Origin of the sequence: Roseinatronobacter sp. NSM (assembly GCF_052379845.1) — a bacterium.
GTDB lineage: Bacteria > Pseudomonadota > Alphaproteobacteria > Rhodobacterales > Rhodobacteraceae > Roseinatronobacter.
The window spans coordinates 15,297-28,391 of the sequence record NZ_JBQTCF010000020.1; the positions used below are offsets into that span (position 1 = coordinate 15,297).

Annotated in this window: 16 protein-coding genes and 1 tRNA gene; 3 read left to right on the forward strand and 14 right to left on the reverse strand. The window is 60.0% G+C overall.

Annotated elements, in window-relative coordinates:
- Positions 1-35 precede the first annotated feature (35 nt).
- The 3 genes from ACTZWY_RS11805 to ACTZWY_RS11815 all read right to left on the reverse strand — a co-directional run bounded on the left by ACTZWY_RS11805 (position 36) and on the right by ACTZWY_RS11815 (position 3,456).
- The gene (locus tag ACTZWY_RS11805) at positions 36-2,138 is read right to left on the reverse strand and encodes an NAD-dependent epimerase/dehydratase family protein (protein WP_444790914.1); all 2,103 of its coding nucleotides are present in this window, start codon (positions 2,136-2,138) and stop codon (positions 36-38) included.
- Between the two features lie 39 nt (positions 2,139-2,177).
- Entirely contained in the window at positions 2,178-3,149 is a 972-nt protein-coding gene (locus ACTZWY_RS11810) for a glycosyltransferase (protein WP_444790915.1), read from the reverse strand.
- Between the two features lie 121 nt (positions 3,150-3,270).
- Positions 3,271-3,456 (reverse strand): hypothetical protein, encoded by a 186-nt coding sequence (locus tag ACTZWY_RS11815; protein ID WP_444790916.1) that lies wholly within the window; start codon positions 3,454-3,456, stop codon positions 3,271-3,273.
- Positions 3,457-3,588: 132 nt separating this feature from the next.
- On the opposite strand from ACTZWY_RS11815, the gene leuB reads away from it, so the two are divergent.
- Positions 3,589-4,692 (forward strand): 3-isopropylmalate dehydrogenase, encoded by a 1,104-nt coding sequence (leuB, locus tag ACTZWY_RS11820; protein ID WP_444790917.1) that lies wholly within the window; start codon positions 3,589-3,591, stop codon positions 4,690-4,692.
- 71 nt (positions 4,693-4,763) lie between these two features.
- Here the strand turns inward: leuB and ACTZWY_RS11825 are convergent, their stop codons facing one another.
- Positions 4,764-5,750, reverse strand: coding sequence for a cytochrome-c peroxidase (locus ACTZWY_RS11825; RefSeq protein ID WP_444790918.1), 987 nt, complete (start codon positions 5,748-5,750; stop codon positions 4,764-4,766).
- A 262-nt stretch (positions 5,751-6,012) separates the two neighbouring features.
- Between ACTZWY_RS11825 and ACTZWY_RS11830 the strand changes: the two genes are divergently transcribed.
- A tRNA-Ser gene (locus tag ACTZWY_RS11830) sits at positions 6,013-6,102 on the forward strand.
- A 142-nt stretch (positions 6,103-6,244) separates the two neighbouring features.
- Positions 6,245-7,513, forward strand: a complete 1,269-nt coding sequence (locus tag ACTZWY_RS11835; RefSeq protein WP_444790919.1) for a DUF6538 domain-containing protein — start codon at positions 6,245-6,247, stop codon at positions 7,511-7,513.
- Between the two features lie 334 nt (positions 7,514-7,847).
- Here ACTZWY_RS11835 and ACTZWY_RS11840 read toward each other — a convergent pair whose 3' ends face one another.
- From ACTZWY_RS11840 to ACTZWY_RS11885, 10 genes are all read right to left on the reverse strand, one after another.
- Positions 7,848-8,102, reverse strand: coding sequence for a hypothetical protein (locus ACTZWY_RS11840; protein ID WP_444790920.1), 255 nt, complete (start codon positions 8,100-8,102; stop codon positions 7,848-7,850).
- Positions 8,087-8,743 (reverse strand): DUF6948 domain-containing protein, encoded by a 657-nt coding sequence (locus tag ACTZWY_RS11845; RefSeq protein WP_444790921.1) that lies wholly within the window; start codon positions 8,741-8,743, stop codon positions 8,087-8,089. The genes ACTZWY_RS11840 and ACTZWY_RS11845 overlap by 16 nt, the downstream gene beginning before the upstream one ends.
- A 37-nt stretch (positions 8,744-8,780) precedes the next feature.
- Positions 8,781-9,131, reverse strand: a complete 351-nt coding sequence (locus ACTZWY_RS11850; RefSeq protein ID WP_444790922.1) for an HNH endonuclease — start codon at positions 9,129-9,131, stop codon at positions 8,781-8,783.
- Between the two features lie 5 nt (positions 9,132-9,136).
- Positions 9,137-9,325: a hypothetical protein gene (locus tag ACTZWY_RS11855; protein ID WP_444790923.1), complete on the reverse strand. Its 189-nt coding sequence runs from the start codon at positions 9,323-9,325 to the stop codon at positions 9,137-9,139.
- A gap of 166 nt (positions 9,326-9,491) precedes the next feature.
- The gene (locus tag ACTZWY_RS11860) at positions 9,492-9,758 is read right to left on the reverse strand and encodes a hypothetical protein (protein WP_444790924.1); all 267 of its coding nucleotides are present in this window, start codon (positions 9,756-9,758) and stop codon (positions 9,492-9,494) included.
- On the reverse strand, positions 9,755-9,943 hold the full coding sequence (locus ACTZWY_RS11865) for a hypothetical protein (RefSeq protein ID WP_444790925.1): 189 nt from the start codon (positions 9,941-9,943) through the stop codon (positions 9,755-9,757). The genes ACTZWY_RS11860 and ACTZWY_RS11865 overlap by 4 nt, the downstream gene beginning before the upstream one ends.
- Positions 9,933-10,247: a hypothetical protein gene (locus ACTZWY_RS11870; RefSeq protein WP_444790926.1), complete on the reverse strand. Its 315-nt coding sequence runs from the start codon at positions 10,245-10,247 to the stop codon at positions 9,933-9,935. The genes ACTZWY_RS11865 and ACTZWY_RS11870 overlap by 11 nt, the downstream gene beginning before the upstream one ends.
- Positions 10,248-10,303: 56 nt before the next feature.
- Positions 10,304-10,579: a DUF2312 domain-containing protein gene (locus ACTZWY_RS11875; RefSeq protein WP_444790985.1), complete on the reverse strand. Its 276-nt coding sequence runs from the start codon at positions 10,577-10,579 to the stop codon at positions 10,304-10,306.
- Positions 10,580-11,020: 441 nt separating this feature from the next.
- A complete protein-coding gene (locus ACTZWY_RS11880) occupies positions 11,021-12,226 on the reverse strand; it encodes a recombinase RecT (protein ID WP_444790927.1) in 1,206 nt (401 codons plus the stop codon).
- A complete protein-coding gene (locus tag ACTZWY_RS11885) occupies positions 12,223-13,086 on the reverse strand; it encodes a hypothetical protein (RefSeq protein ID WP_444790928.1) in 864 nt (287 codons plus the stop codon). Before ACTZWY_RS11885 ends, ACTZWY_RS11880 begins: the two co-directional genes overlap by 4 nt.
- Positions 13,087-13,095 lie beyond the last annotated feature (9 nt).

Genomic DNA, 13,095 nt, shown 5'->3' on the forward strand with positions numbered 1-13,095 from the left:
GCGCATTCGCTTTCCTGTCGCGCAAGCCGCGCGCGTCAAAACCCGAACAACGCCTTCGGGTCCAGTGCCTTGCGGATGAAGATGTCCCGGTCCCCCTCTGGCACCCAGCCCAGAACCTGACAGGCGCGGTCATTGGCGAAGGGCGACAGATGCGCGCGCGACCGCCAGTCGGCCAGCAAGGGACGCTCCAGCCCCTTGCGCTTGAGCGCATAGCGTTTCAGCGCATATTTCACCCAGTCCATGCCCCAGAACAGCGTCAGATTGCCCTTGGAAACAGCAATCCGCGTGCCCGTATGGGCGGCGATGGCGTCAAACCAGTCTTGCGCGGACAGCAGCGGCGCACCGACAAGGTTGAAGGATTGCCCGTCTATCCCGTCCTGTTGCGCCATCAGAACCAGCGCACGCGCCACATCCTCATTCAGCACGAAGGGCAGCGTGTTTCGCCCGTCCCCCCAGACCCGCACCGCCCCTGCCCCGTGCCAGCGGCCAATGCCCCAATGCTGCAACGGCCCGCCCGGCCCCACCACAATACCGGGGCGCGCGATCACCAGCGGCAATCCAGCATCCTTATGCAGCGCCATCAGCCGCGCTTCGCACAGCGCTTTTGACCGCGCATACAGGTTGCGGCGCGACATGTCGCCGAACTCTGTGCTCTCGGAAATTATGCGCCCGGGGCGGGATGCGTCATAGGATGCGATGGTGCCCGTATAGATGAACCTGCCCACCCCTGCCGCAATCGCAGCCTTGGCCAGATTTTCCGTGACGCCCACATCATTTTGCAAATACCCCTCCCATGTGGGTTCTTCCGCACGCGCAAGGTGATAGACACATTCCACCCCGGCCATGGCCTGTTGCAGCGCGTCCTTGTCCTGCACAGATGCGGACACCATGGTAACCCGCCCGTCCAGCCCCGCGAAGGGGTTGGTGCGCGCACGGCTTAACACGCCCACATGTTTGCCCTGTGTGGCAAGCTGGGCCACCAATTCACGGCCCACAAACCCCGTGCCGCCAATGACCAGCACTTGCGGCGCCTGCGCGGGCGCCGTGACAGCGGGCGCGGGCGCGGCGGGTTTGCGGGGCAATTGCGCGCTGACTTGCGCGACACTGTCCATGACCGCCACAGCGCTGTCCCCTGCAACGGCCTGTGGCACCGCGCCGCCCTGCGCGATGGCCCCGTAAAACGCGGCAAACACCCCCTCAAACCCCAGTGCATAGGGTTGACGCCGGTTCAGCGACCGGGCTTGTAGGGCAGCATTGCGCAGCCCTTCGCGCAGATGCCCGCCTGCCCGCGCCAGTTCGGCGCGCAAGGGGTTCAGCACGATATCGGACGCATTGGCCCGGTCAATCAGCAAGGTGTCATTGGCAAAATCCAGCCGCGCCGCGCCTGCGGACCCGCGCAGGGACACAGACCTGTCATCAGCCCCTTCGACCAGCGACACCGACAAGGTGATTTCGGTTTCCCCCGCACGCCCCTGCACGCACCAGCCCTGTGGCAGCGTCACGCCCGTGGGCAATGTCACAGGCCGCGACAGGCGCAGCGCGATGTCATCCATCGGCCCGAACAGATCCTGCGCGAAGGCGTGCAGATGCGGCCCCAGTTCCAGCATCAGGTTCTCAGCGCTTTGCAGCATCCACAACCCGAAGGGCCCTGTGCGCAGCGGTTGCAGCGGAAAATGCCAGTGAATGCGCGCCTGATCCACCCGCCCGATCAGCCCCTGATCCAGTGCTGCGCGCAACCGCCGGTAGGACGGCAGACCCAGAAAATTGTGATTGACCGCAATCTGGCGCTGTGCCGAATGGGCGGCGGCCACCATATTGCGCGCCGCAGTTGGGCTGGGCGCGAAGGGTTTTTCAACCAGCACATGCGCGCCCAGCGCCAGCGCCTGCAGCGCCAGCGGTTCATGCAGATGCGGCGGTGTCAGAATATGCACGGCATCGCAGCGACACGCGGACATCATGGCATCAAGGCTGTCAAAGGCGCGCACGCCATGGGCCAATGCCAGCCCCTGTGCAGCGCTTTGGGCAGGGTCGCACACCCCCACCAGCCGCACGCCCGGCACCTGCGCCAGCACATTTGCATGCCATTGCGCAATATAGCCTGCGCCCACCAGACCAACCGTCACTTCCCGCTGTGGCATTCTGCCCCCTGTGCTATCCGCTGATTCTGCGTCAGCGGGTTATCGGTATTCAATAATTCTGGCGTCACTGCGGCGAAATCTGCGCACCCAATAGGTTGCCATGCCGTAAAGATTGGCGAATTTGCACATCATCAACAGCGCCGCCGCACGGGCCGCGCGGCCTGCGGGCAGCCCTTGCGCCATGCAGCGCCGCCACAGCCGCGCCAGCGACAGCGCATAAAGCGCCACCACCAGCGCCACCAGCGGCAGCCAGACCAACAGGCCCAGCAGCGCCAGCACCGGCAGCACCCCCGCCCAGACCACCGCGCGCAGCCGCGATGCGCGCGCCGCGCCGGGGTGCAGCACCCCCAGTTCCGAAAAGCTGTGCCCTGCGCGGATCATGCGGCGGAACCAGCCCCGGAAGCTGAACAGTCCCACATCATGGCCCGACATCACGTCAGCCACGCACCATGTCTGCCAGCCTGCGGCACGCAGGCGCAAGAACAGCTCGTCATCCTCGGCGGCGATCATGCCATCCCGAAAGCCCCCCACCGCCGCAAAGGCCGCCGCGCGCCCCATGAACATGCCCAACCCGCCCGCAGCCGGACCGGGGGCCATTTTCCATTCCTGATCCGTCAGCCAATTATAGACCGAGGCATCTGGCGCGTCCTCGCGGTGGTGACCATGCACCAGCGCGGCTTGGGGGTGGTCTTGCAAAAACGCCAGCGCAGTTGCGGGCCAGTCGGGGGCAAGGATGCAATCGCCGTCAATGAAATGCACAAATTCGGCGCAGTCTGGCCCCAATGCGGCAAACCCTTCATTGCGCGCACGCGCCGCGCTGAAGGGGCGCGCAGGGTCAAGTTCCACGACCTGCGCCCCCGCCGCGCGCGCATGCGCAACACTGTTATCGACGGACCCGCTGTCGACATAGACAACATGTCGCGCATGGCGGGTTGCGCAGGCAAGCGAACGGATCAGGCGTTCGCCTTCGTTGCGGCCAATAAGGATGGCATCGAACTGACCTGCACTCATCACCTGCCCCGCGCGCGCTGCATCAAGCTATGGCAGCGGGTCTAGCATATTTCAGCCAAAGGTGAAGGCCGCTTTGGGGGCGGGCCAAAACTGCGTTTGCCAAAGGGCACAGCCCGCCGCGCTAAACGGCCCTGCCGCGCGCAATGCGGCTATAGGCTGGCGCGCGGGCAAGGTCGCGCATGGGCCTGCGGCGTGCGACGGCTTCCTTGGAGTGGTGCATGCCCTGCCGACGGGCAATGCGGATGAACCGCGCCAGAAGCGATGTGTCCATGCCGTGGCGCGGGGGGTCAATCAGGTGTCGTGTCATGCGTCCCTCCATAAGTTGCGTAGGCGTTGTATCATAGCACATCTGCGCCCCCGTGCCAAAGTAAAGGCCACGTCACCTTGACCTGCCCCATGCTTGGCGGTAGCGAACATCAAACCTGCAAGAGGAGCTGACATGTCCAACCCAACCCTGCTTATCCTGCCCGGAGACGGGATCGGTCCCGAAGTCATGGCCGAAGTGCGCAAGATTATCGACTGGTTCGGTGCCAAACGCGGCCTGGCCTTCGATGTGTCCGAAGATCTGGTCGGCGGGGCCGCCTATGACGCGCATGGAACGCCCTTGCATGATGACACAATGGCGCGCGCGCTGGCTGTGGATGCTGTGCTTCTGGGCGCAGTGGGCGGGCCGAAATATGACAACCTTGATTTCAGCGTCAAACCCGAACGCGGGCTGTTGCGGTTGCGCAAGGAAATGGACCTGTTTTCGAACCTGCGCCCCGCGCAATGTTTCGATGCGCTGGCCGATTTTTCGTCGCTGAAGAAGGATGTGGTCGCGGGCCTTGATATCATGATCGTGCGCGAACTGACATCTGGTGTGTATTTCGGCGAACCGCGCGGCATTTTTGAGGAAGGCAATGAACGCGTGGGCATCAATACCCAGCGCTACACCGAATCCGAGATTGCGCGCGTGGCAAGATCAGCGTTTGAACTGGCCATGCGCCGGGGCAAGAAACTGTGTTCCATGGAAAAAGCCAATGTCATGGAATCGGGCATTCTGTGGCGCGAGGTGGTCACCGAAGTGGCCAAGGATTACCCCGAAGTCGAGCTGTCACATATGTATGCAGATAACGGCGCCATGCAACTGGTGCGCTGGCCCAAACAGTTCGACGTGATTGTGACCGACAACCTGTTTGGCGACCTGCTGTCGGATTGTGCGGCCATGCTGACCGGCAGCCTTGGCATGTTGCCCTCGGCCAGCCTTGGCGCGCCTATGGCCAATGGCCGGCCCAAAGCGCTGTATGAACCCGTCCACGGGTCTGCCCCCGACATTGCCGGTCAGGCCAAGGCAAACCCGATTGCGTGCATCCTGAGTTTTGCCATGGCGCTGCGCTACAGCTTCGATCAGGGCAATGAAGCCGCGCGTCTGGAAGCCGCAATCCAGCAGGTTCTGGCCGATGGCGTGCGCACCGCCGACCTGATGGGGCCAGAAGGTGGCGTGCCAGTCACCACATCGGGCATGGGCGATGCGATTATCGCGGCGCTGGACGCAAGCCTGTAACACCCGTTTCGCATGTATAAAAAAACGCCCGCCAGACTATGGCGGGCGTTTTCTGTTTCACAGTCAACCGCTTATGGCAGCGCAGGAATTTCCAGCGCAGGCATTTCGCCCGTCAGCGCATGCATGAAGGCCACAAGGCTGTCCAACTCATCTGTGGTGAAATCCTGCCCCAGCATTTGCTGGCCCATCAGCTGCACGGCATCTTGCAGGTTCTCCACCGATCCGTTGTTGAAATACGGATAGGTTACAGCCACGTTGCGCAATGTGGGCGTGCGGAAGGCAAACCGATCCATCTCATCGCCGGTCACAATGAAGCGCCCTTCATCCGTGGAGCCCGGCAACTCGAACCGGTGGAAATTACTGTCGGTCAGCGCGGGGCCATTATGGCAGGCCACGCAGCCCGCATCGACAAACAGTTTCATCCCCTCGACCTGCTGGCCGGTCATCGCGCCCTCATCCCCGCGCAGATAGCGGTCAAAGGGCGAATTCGGCGTATTCAGTGTGCGTTCAAAGCTGGCAATCGCAAAAGCGATATTTTCAGCGCGGATCGGGTCCTCTTCGCCCGGGAAGGCGGCGGCGAAATGCTCATGGTAGATGTCAAATTCCTTCAGGCGCCGGATGGCGGCTTCCAGATCCATGTTCATCTCGATCTCGGCCTCGATCGGGCCAAGGGCCTGCCCTTCCAGATCAGGTTCGCGCCCGTCCCAGAATTGCGATCCCAAAAAGCCCGAGTTCAGCACTGTTGGCGTGTTGCGGTTGCCCACCTGACCATCATGGCCCACAGCGGTGGGAATACGGTCCGACCACCCCAGCGCGGGGTTGTGGCAGGTTGCGCAGCTGATCACACCCGACCCCGAAATACGGGGTTCAAAAAACAGCATTTTGCCCAGTTCGATCTTTTCAGGCGTCAGCGAATTATTCGCTGGAATCGGGGCAATCGCCGGAAGTGGTTCGAAAAAATCCAGATATTCGGCAACATCGCTGGCCTGCAGCGCACTTGCGCCCATCGCCAGAACCATCGCCGTTGCACTGGTGCGCATCATCAGTCTTGGGGTCATTTGATCCTCCATCTTCGGGCCATTACCCTGCTTAACTCTCGCGTGTCAGGGGTAAGATCACGCAAACGCGAGGATGCCGCCTTGATGCAGATCAAACTCTGGAATGATTACAGATCCAGGGGCAATTTTTTCCTCGCCCCAAAATCGCGCCCCCCCCCCCCCCAAGCGCCTCTTCTCGCATGTCACCTTTCTTGCCAATCCGCGAAAATCGAATACGGCATATCTTGCACTTCGCCATGTCTGCGGATACGAAGCAAAAACCGGATGGGTGGCCGAGTGGTTTAAGGCTCTGGTCTTGAAAACCAGCGTAGGTGAAAGCCTACCGTGGGTTCGAATCCCACCCCATCCGCCACTTTTCTGGCAATAAATCAAATAAAAACAACACATAAGACAATCGCCAAGGCGATTTTCTAAACTTTTGCTGCACATTCTTGTCCGTTTTGCTGCACATTTGGCGCTTGCGTTGGCGACCGGAATCAAGGCATGATCCGGCCATGAAATTCGTAAATCGAAACGGCCGTCTCCACTTTCGCAAGCGCGTGCCCAAGCGGTTCGCGGATATAGAACCACGCGAATATGTGTGGATCAGCTTGCACACGGACCTTGAAGATGTCGCCCGCCGAAAGGCCGGTGCGGTCTGGGAAGAAATGTTGGAAGCATGGGAAGCCAAGCTGCATGGCGATACCGATGATTATGATGCACGTCTTGCCGCGGCAAAGAGCCTCGCAGGCATCAGGGGGTTCCGGTATCTTCCGGCCGCACAGGTGGCGAAGCTGCCCAAGGCCGACTTCTATGCCAGGGCGATGGCAACCATGCGCAAGGACGGGTCTATTGATCCTGTAGAGGCAGAGGCCATCATGGGCGGCGTGCGCAAGCCCGAACTCACACTGTCGCAATGCCTCAAGGAATTCTGGAAGCTGGCAGATGACCGGATCATGGGCAAAAGCGAGGACCAGATCAGGCGCTGGCGCAATCCTCGCATCAAAGCCATCAACAATCTGATCAGTGTAATCGGTGATGTCGAAATCGCGGCGGTCAGCGCAGATGACATGCTCGATTTCCGTGAATGGTGGCTTGAGCGTATCAGGGATAAGGGCTTGACCGCCAACAGCGCAAACAAGGACATCATCCATATCGCGAATGTCCTGCGCACCGTGAACAAGATGAAGCGCCTTGGCCTTGATCTGCCATTGTCCGATTTGAGCATCAAGGAAGGCGATAAGAAAACGCGACCGGCATTCTCGGTGGAGTGGATCACCACAAAGATACTGGCCCCCGGCGCGCTGGACGGGCTGAACGCGGAAGCACGCGCGATTCTGTTGGGAATGGTGAATACCGGCTACAGGCCGAGCGAAGGTGCATCGCTTGGGCCAGATCAAATCCATCTGGATCATGCGGTTCCACATATCAGCATCGAGCCAGTGGGCAGGCAGTTGAAAAGCCAGTATGCGCGGCGCAAGATCCCGCTCTTGGGTGTCAGTCTGGAGGCGTTCAAGCTGTTTCCTGATGGGTTCCCGCGCTATCGTGATCGTGCGTCCTTATCAGCCACGGTGAACAAGTATCTGCGCGCCAATGGCCTCTTGGAAACCCCTGAACACAGCATGTATTCACTGCGGCATTCCTTTGAGGATCGCATGCTGGCAGCGGGAATAGATGAACGGGTGCGCCGCGATGTTTTTGGCCACCGATTGAACAGGGAACGCTATGGTGCCGGTGCCAGCCTTGAACTGGCGCGTGATCTGATCAAGCCTCTGGCGCTGTAATCACGCACCTGCTTTGGATATGGCCGCCTGAAGCGCCAACGCGGCCTTGTCACATGCCTTTGCACGGCTATGGCAGCCCTGATCCCTGAATGTGTCTGCACTATACTCAAGGCGGGTCTGCGCTTCGCGCGCGGCGCGCAGGGCATCGCATGCCAAGCGGCGCATGCCAAGCGGCGCAGGAACGGGCTGTGTGTGGGTGTCGGGTTGGCGATCAGTGCACGTGCGCTTTGCAAAGTCATACCAGCCTGACGGGCCGCAAGAATTCGAGATGCCATAACAGTTCCTTTCTGTTGAATTTTGTTCCGGACCGATTGCGCATGCGCGATCCCTACGGTTAGCCGTCGCCGTCGCCGTCGCCGTCGCCGTAGCCGTCGCCGTCGCCGTAGCCGTTGCGCTTCGCTTCTGCCTGATCCACGTATCGCTGCTCTTCTTCACTCAGCAGCTTGCGGATATGACTTGCGGGCATCGCTGCACTCACGCGCCTGGCGATACGTCTCAGGGTGGCATAGGCGCCTGACACGCAGGCACCGCTCCTGATAATATCGTCAATGGTGAGCAGCGGATCATCGGGCTTCACGCCGCCTGCCATTTGGCCCAAGCCTCTGGCGTGATGTGAAATACAGCGGTGATGTCATGCAGCACCGGGATATCTGCGGGCGCGCTGATCCTGCTTTTTGCCGTCGGGCCCGTTTCACACAGCTCCATGAGGCCGCGCGTGGTGCCCCAGTAAATGGCCATGCGCGCGCTGTTCAGTGCCATGGTGCTGGCTGTCAGGTCCTGATCGCCCGGCACCAGACCGGCAAATACGCCGCGGTGCTTGGTCGTGATCATGACGGGGATGTTGGATTTCGGTGTCGTTGACATGGTGATTCCTTCTGGTTGGATATGGGTCAGCATGATGCGGATCGCGGCCAGCTGGTCGGGGGTGTTCGCAAACAGCAGCGCATGCAGGGCTTTGGAGATCTGGTGCAGGTGGATTGCGCGCGGGTCGGCGGAATGGTCGGCGCGGCTGGCCGCTTCATTCGTGCCGCGCATGGCGTAAGTGATCGCGCGGTCCACAGTCGGGTTGTGCATGATGCCTGCCATCACGCAGCACCTTGCGGCGGGGTGACAGCGCTGAAGGGCGCGCGCGGGCACCATGGGGTGCGCGGCAAGCGCAAGGCGCAGCGCCATGCACTGGTCCGCGTGTTGCGCCAGTGCGCGTTCGAGTTGTTGGATGTAGCCGGTCATGCGCGGTCCTCGGAGTGGTTGGGCATTTTTTGTTCCTTCATTTCGGGAAAACCGCTGTTCCATCAAAGCGGCGATACGGTATCTTCTTTTTGGTCTGCTGGATGCCCAGATGGCTTTTGCGAACCCGCGCGATCTTGGCCTTGCGCTTCACGTCTTGCTTGGTCTTGGCTTTGTGCGGCTCGGCCAGAACGGGCTGCAAATTGCTCTCACGGTTTTCGCCACCGTTGATGATCGCGATCTTGTGGTCGCACTCCCACTTATCGCCAGGGCCTATCTTGCGCCCTGACTCCGCACACCTGCCGCCATGATCCTCAAAAACACGCAGCTTTACCCGTGCCGGTATGGGGGTGTCGTCGCTCTTTCCAATCCACTCATCGACCTTGCGCATTCCATTCACCCCTGCGATTTCTGATAGAAACTCGGTCCACCGGGCTTGCCCGCGACTTTTTGCACCTGCCCGCGCGCCACCATGTCTGACAGCGCATAGCCAACTTTCGCCCGCTCAACCCCAAGCTCATTGGCCATATCGGTCGCGGTGTAGACCCGTTCGGGGTCCATTTTCTCGATGATCCTGGACGCCATGCTTCCGGGCCTGAACTTGCCTTTCATCGAGGTGGCGGATGCAGTGAACCGCAAGCTAATGTGCCGGCCGCTTTCCCTGCCGACAGACACGGCCATAGCGCGGGCAATCATGTCTTGGTGTCGCGATGCGAAGTCGTGGTCTTTGAACACAGGAATATTCATTTGGTCATTCACTCCTTGCGATACTGTCTGTTTCTGGGTTCAGCCCGTTGAATGACGCCAGTGCGTCAGGCATTTCTATTTTCATGACATGGCAGCGCATGACCTGCCCGACCTGCCGGTAGGCTTCATCGATGATCCTGACCCTTTGCTTGGGCACCAGAAACGAACTGACGCGCGGGTGGTGCTGGATCGGCGATAACTCGATAGCCCGCCCGCTGGGCGTGTAGCCCTTGCAGATCAGTTCATATGTGCTGCACTTTTCGCTGCTCATGCGGCCCTGCCCCGCTTTTCAAGGTGCGCGCGCGCCAATGTCACCGGGTCGCCAGAGGCAAGCGCTTCCTGCTCGGCAAAGTCCTCATCAATGCGCTCGAAGATCGGGAAGAATTCGGGGTTCTGTATGGCCAGCGCCGCATAGCCTGACCGCAACGCCCTCATCGTTTGAAGGTCAACCTGCACGATCGCGCCCTTTCTTTTCATCGCGCGCGCGCGAATAGGCCAAACTCATCGCCTGAAGGTGGTTTGCGATGAACTTCAGTTCACAAAACTGGCAGCATTTGGGGCGGTTCGGGGCGTCAACCATCATCATCGCCGCGGTATCCACCAACAGTTTGATAGCGCCCATGTTGTCATGATCCTCGTCAGGGTATTGGCCCTTGGTGATGGCCAGCGCCATATCGGCAATCTTCTGTTCTGCACCCTCCTCACGCAGTTGCTGCGATACGATCGAAAGCGCTTTGATTTTGTCATCACTCAAGGGCATTTTGCCGCTCCTTATGCTGCACATGCGCGCCGGATTGCCCCGGCGCGCGGGGTTGGTCAGATCATGCCAAGCGCGGCTTTATACAGGTCCAGAACCGCTTCTTCCTCGGCGATGTCGTCGGGCGCGCGTTTCCGCATCGCGATGATTTTGCGCAAAACCTTGGTGTCGTAGCCACGCCCCTTGGCTTCTGCCATCACTTCTTTCTGCTGATCGGCAATGTCCTTCTTTTCAGCGTCCAGATGCTCAAACCGTTCGATGAACTGGCGCAACTCGTCGGCAGTGACATTGTATGCGTCATTGCGGACAGCCTGATCTTCCGGCGTTTCCTTCATCGGCACGCGGCCCTCCTTTGCCGCGCGCGCGGCCTTGAATTGCTCGTTTGAAAAGGTGATTGAGTTGCCGATACGCATAGACGCGATGTTGCTCATGCGCGCGAAAGATGGGTCCAGCTTTTCAATCGGCGCGATTACTTGCCTGATGTATTTTGACCTATCGTTTGCCGCTGAGATTTCATCCCAGACAGCTACCAGATGATGCCAGTAGGCGTTGACATCGGCCATTTCACCCAGCCGCGCACGGAATTCCGGAACAGCTTCCAGAAGCGCCTCGCAACGCCCGAAATCATCCGCATCATGCGGGTAGTCTCCGGTCTGCTGGCCGAAACCGCCCAGACGTGCAGCAATGGCTTTTGCTGATGCCCCGCGAACCCCAGCCTCTAAATATTCCTGCACGCTGTCATCAAGCACGGCACTTCTCCTTTTCTGGTGTGGTGATTACTTCTTGGCGTCGATTGCGGCGCGAACCCTCGCCGCCAGTTTCTTCAGCGCTGGCGTTCCCTCCATCTGCGTGATTTGGTCGCCATACATTTCCTCGACCTCATCAGGGCTGGAATCCTTGACTTCATCGATGATCATGTCGGCCAGAGCTTCCCAGCGCTCCAGATCAACTTCTGGCGCGTCTTCATCGCCACCCAAGGGGAGCTGCCCGTCAAATGATGGCTCCACTTTCTTATGACGTGACGGGCGTTCCTGCTCTTGATCAGGTCTTGACTGGGTGGTGCGCTTTTCAGCTTCGGTAGGCTTTTCGGCCTTGTTTTGCTGGGGCTTGGGCGCGGTGCTTTCTTGATCGGTTCTTGATTGCTCGATGGCCTGTTCGTCAGCCTCGCCCTCGATATAATCATCCTCAATCGGGGCAATGCCTGCGCTTGGGTCCATAGCAAAGGCCCGATAGTCTGCCTTGCTGTCATCAACTGTCATCGCGTCCATGAACTCGACGGAAAGCGGCAGATACTTGGCAAGCGCGCGGATGGCGGTTTTCTTCGCCATTTCATCTTCATGCTTCAGCCATGGTGAATCTGCGGTTTTCTTGAACTTCACAGCAGACTGCCAGCCCTGCGAACCGTCACGGATTTTCATCACATGCGCCCAAGGAAGCACCACATAGGCATGGCCACCATCCTTGAATTTGGCAATGGCATAGGCATGCAGCTTGGCCCCCTCCATGGGGCCGGGACGATGGCGCAAGCGCGCTTCCGTGCCTTCCTCATATTCCCACAACTCATCATCGGAATAGTGGATATTGGCCGACAGGCTGGTGATATGACCGGAACGGCGCGCAAGATCGATCAGGCCCTTGTAGCCGACGATCAACTGCACATCGGTTCTGACAACCTCCCACTTTCCGGTCCTGTCATTCTTCTCCTTCTTGTCGAAAGGGATCAGATAAGCGTGCCCCAAGATCGTATTTGGCTCTAGACCAAGAGATGCACACTGCATGAGCGCCCCAAGGAATGACATCGGCTCGCATTGTTGCAGCTTTGGTGTCGTGCGGATCGCATTGGCAACCACCCGCATCATGCGTTCAGGGTTCATGTGCTTGGCGGCTACTGCCGAAAGCTGGTCACGCGCAGCGGTGTTTGAAAGAAGCTCACGCACCTGCTGGACTTGGCGAAGCGGTTTCGTGCTGACAATCGCGCTCATGCCGCGCCCTCCTTCGTGTAGATATCGACCCCGGCCAAAGCCTTATTGGCCTCGGTGATGTTGCCGGAACGAACAGCGGCAGTGGCCAGACGTTCCAGAAGCTCATCAACCGCCGGATCGTTCTGGAAATACATAAAGCACGCGCGCTTGTTGGTGACGCGGGCATGCTTGGTGGTGCGCAGGCTCATCTTGCGCCCGCCGCCGGTCGCGGAGCCGGCCTGCGCCTTGACGGGCTTGGCGGCCTGTTTCTCGGCCTTCTGCGCGGCTTTCAGTGCTTCCTCGGCCTCGACCTGCCCGCTGATGTCATTGCGGGCTGCGGCCTCCTGTGCGGCCTTCTGGGCGGCTTCACGCTCGGCACGGGCCTTTGCCTCGGCCTCGGCACGTTCCTTGGCGATGCGGGCATTCTCGCGCGCCAGCCAGTCGGCCTGCATCGCCTTCATGGACTTGCCCAGCTTATCCAGTTTTGCAGTCAACGGCGTGTAAGCGTCCTGCACCATCTGGCCCAGATCGTCCCACGGTTTCTTGGCCTCTTTCCGCGCCTCATCGACACGCTTGAAAAGGCCGCGCGCACCGGTCACAAAATCGGTCAGGCGTTCGGATTGCTCCGCGCTCTGGACCTGCTTGATGTCCAGCCACTTGCCAGCGGCATCGCAGAACACGGCAACATGGGCGGAAAGTTCCGCATGCTTGTCTGGGCTGAAGGCGACAAGCTCTTGATCGCCGCCGCCAGTCTTGGCTACAGCGGCCTTCTGCGCCCGCTCGATTTGTTCCGGTGTCGCCTCCCCCGGCAGGACAGGCATTACAATCGCCTCCGGCGGATTGTTGTGATCTTTCGGGGGCAGTCCTGTTTGATCATTCATTGGTTTCGT

Excerpts from the sequence above, each read along its gene's own strand:
- ACTZWY_RS11805 (WP_444790914.1), bottom strand. The coding sequence starts at position 2,138 with ATGCCACAGCGGGAAGTGACGGTTGGTCTGGTGGGCGCAGGCTATATT.
- ACTZWY_RS11810 (WP_444790915.1), bottom strand. The coding sequence starts at position 3,149 with ATGAGTGCAGGTCAGTTCGATGCCATCCTTATTGGCCGCAACGAAGGC.
- ACTZWY_RS11815 (WP_444790916.1), bottom strand. The coding sequence starts at position 3,456 with ATGACACGACACCTGATTGACCCCCCGCGCCACGGCATGGACACATCG.
- leuB (WP_444790917.1), top strand. The coding sequence starts at position 3,589 with ATGTCCAACCCAACCCTGCTTATCCTGCCCGGAGACGGGATCGGTCCC.
- ACTZWY_RS11825 (WP_444790918.1), bottom strand. The coding sequence starts at position 5,750 with ATGACCCCAAGACTGATGATGCGCACCAGTGCAACGGCGATGGTTCTG.
- ACTZWY_RS11835 (WP_444790919.1), top strand. The coding sequence starts at position 6,245 with ATGAAATTCGTAAATCGAAACGGCCGTCTCCACTTTCGCAAGCGCGTG.
- ACTZWY_RS11840 (WP_444790920.1), bottom strand. The coding sequence starts at position 8,102 with ATGGCAGGCGGCGTGAAGCCCGATGATCCGCTGCTCACCATTGACGAT.
- ACTZWY_RS11845 (WP_444790921.1), bottom strand. The coding sequence starts at position 8,743 with ATGACCGGCTACATCCAACAACTCGAACGCGCACTGGCGCAACACGCG.
- ACTZWY_RS11850 (WP_444790922.1), bottom strand. The coding sequence starts at position 9,131 with ATGCGCAAGGTCGATGAGTGGATTGGAAAGAGCGACGACACCCCCATA.
- ACTZWY_RS11855 (WP_444790923.1), bottom strand. The coding sequence starts at position 9,325 with ATGGCGTCCAGGATCATCGAGAAAATGGACCCCGAACGGGTCTACACC.
- ACTZWY_RS11860 (WP_444790924.1), bottom strand. The coding sequence starts at position 9,758 with ATGAGCAGCGAAAAGTGCAGCACATATGAACTGATCTGCAAGGGCTAC.
- ACTZWY_RS11870 (WP_444790926.1), bottom strand. The coding sequence starts at position 10,247 with ATGCCCTTGAGTGATGACAAAATCAAAGCGCTTTCGATCGTATCGCAG.
- ACTZWY_RS11875 (WP_444790985.1), bottom strand. The coding sequence starts at position 10,579 with ATGAAGGAAACGCCGGAAGATCAGGCTGTCCGCAATGACGCATACAAT.
- ACTZWY_RS11880 (WP_444790927.1), bottom strand. The coding sequence starts at position 12,226 with ATGAGCGCGATTGTCAGCACGAAACCGCTTCGCCAAGTCCAGCAGGTG.
- ACTZWY_RS11885 (WP_444790928.1), bottom strand. The coding sequence starts at position 13,086 with ATGAATGATCAAACAGGACTGCCCCCGAAAGATCACAACAATCCGCCG.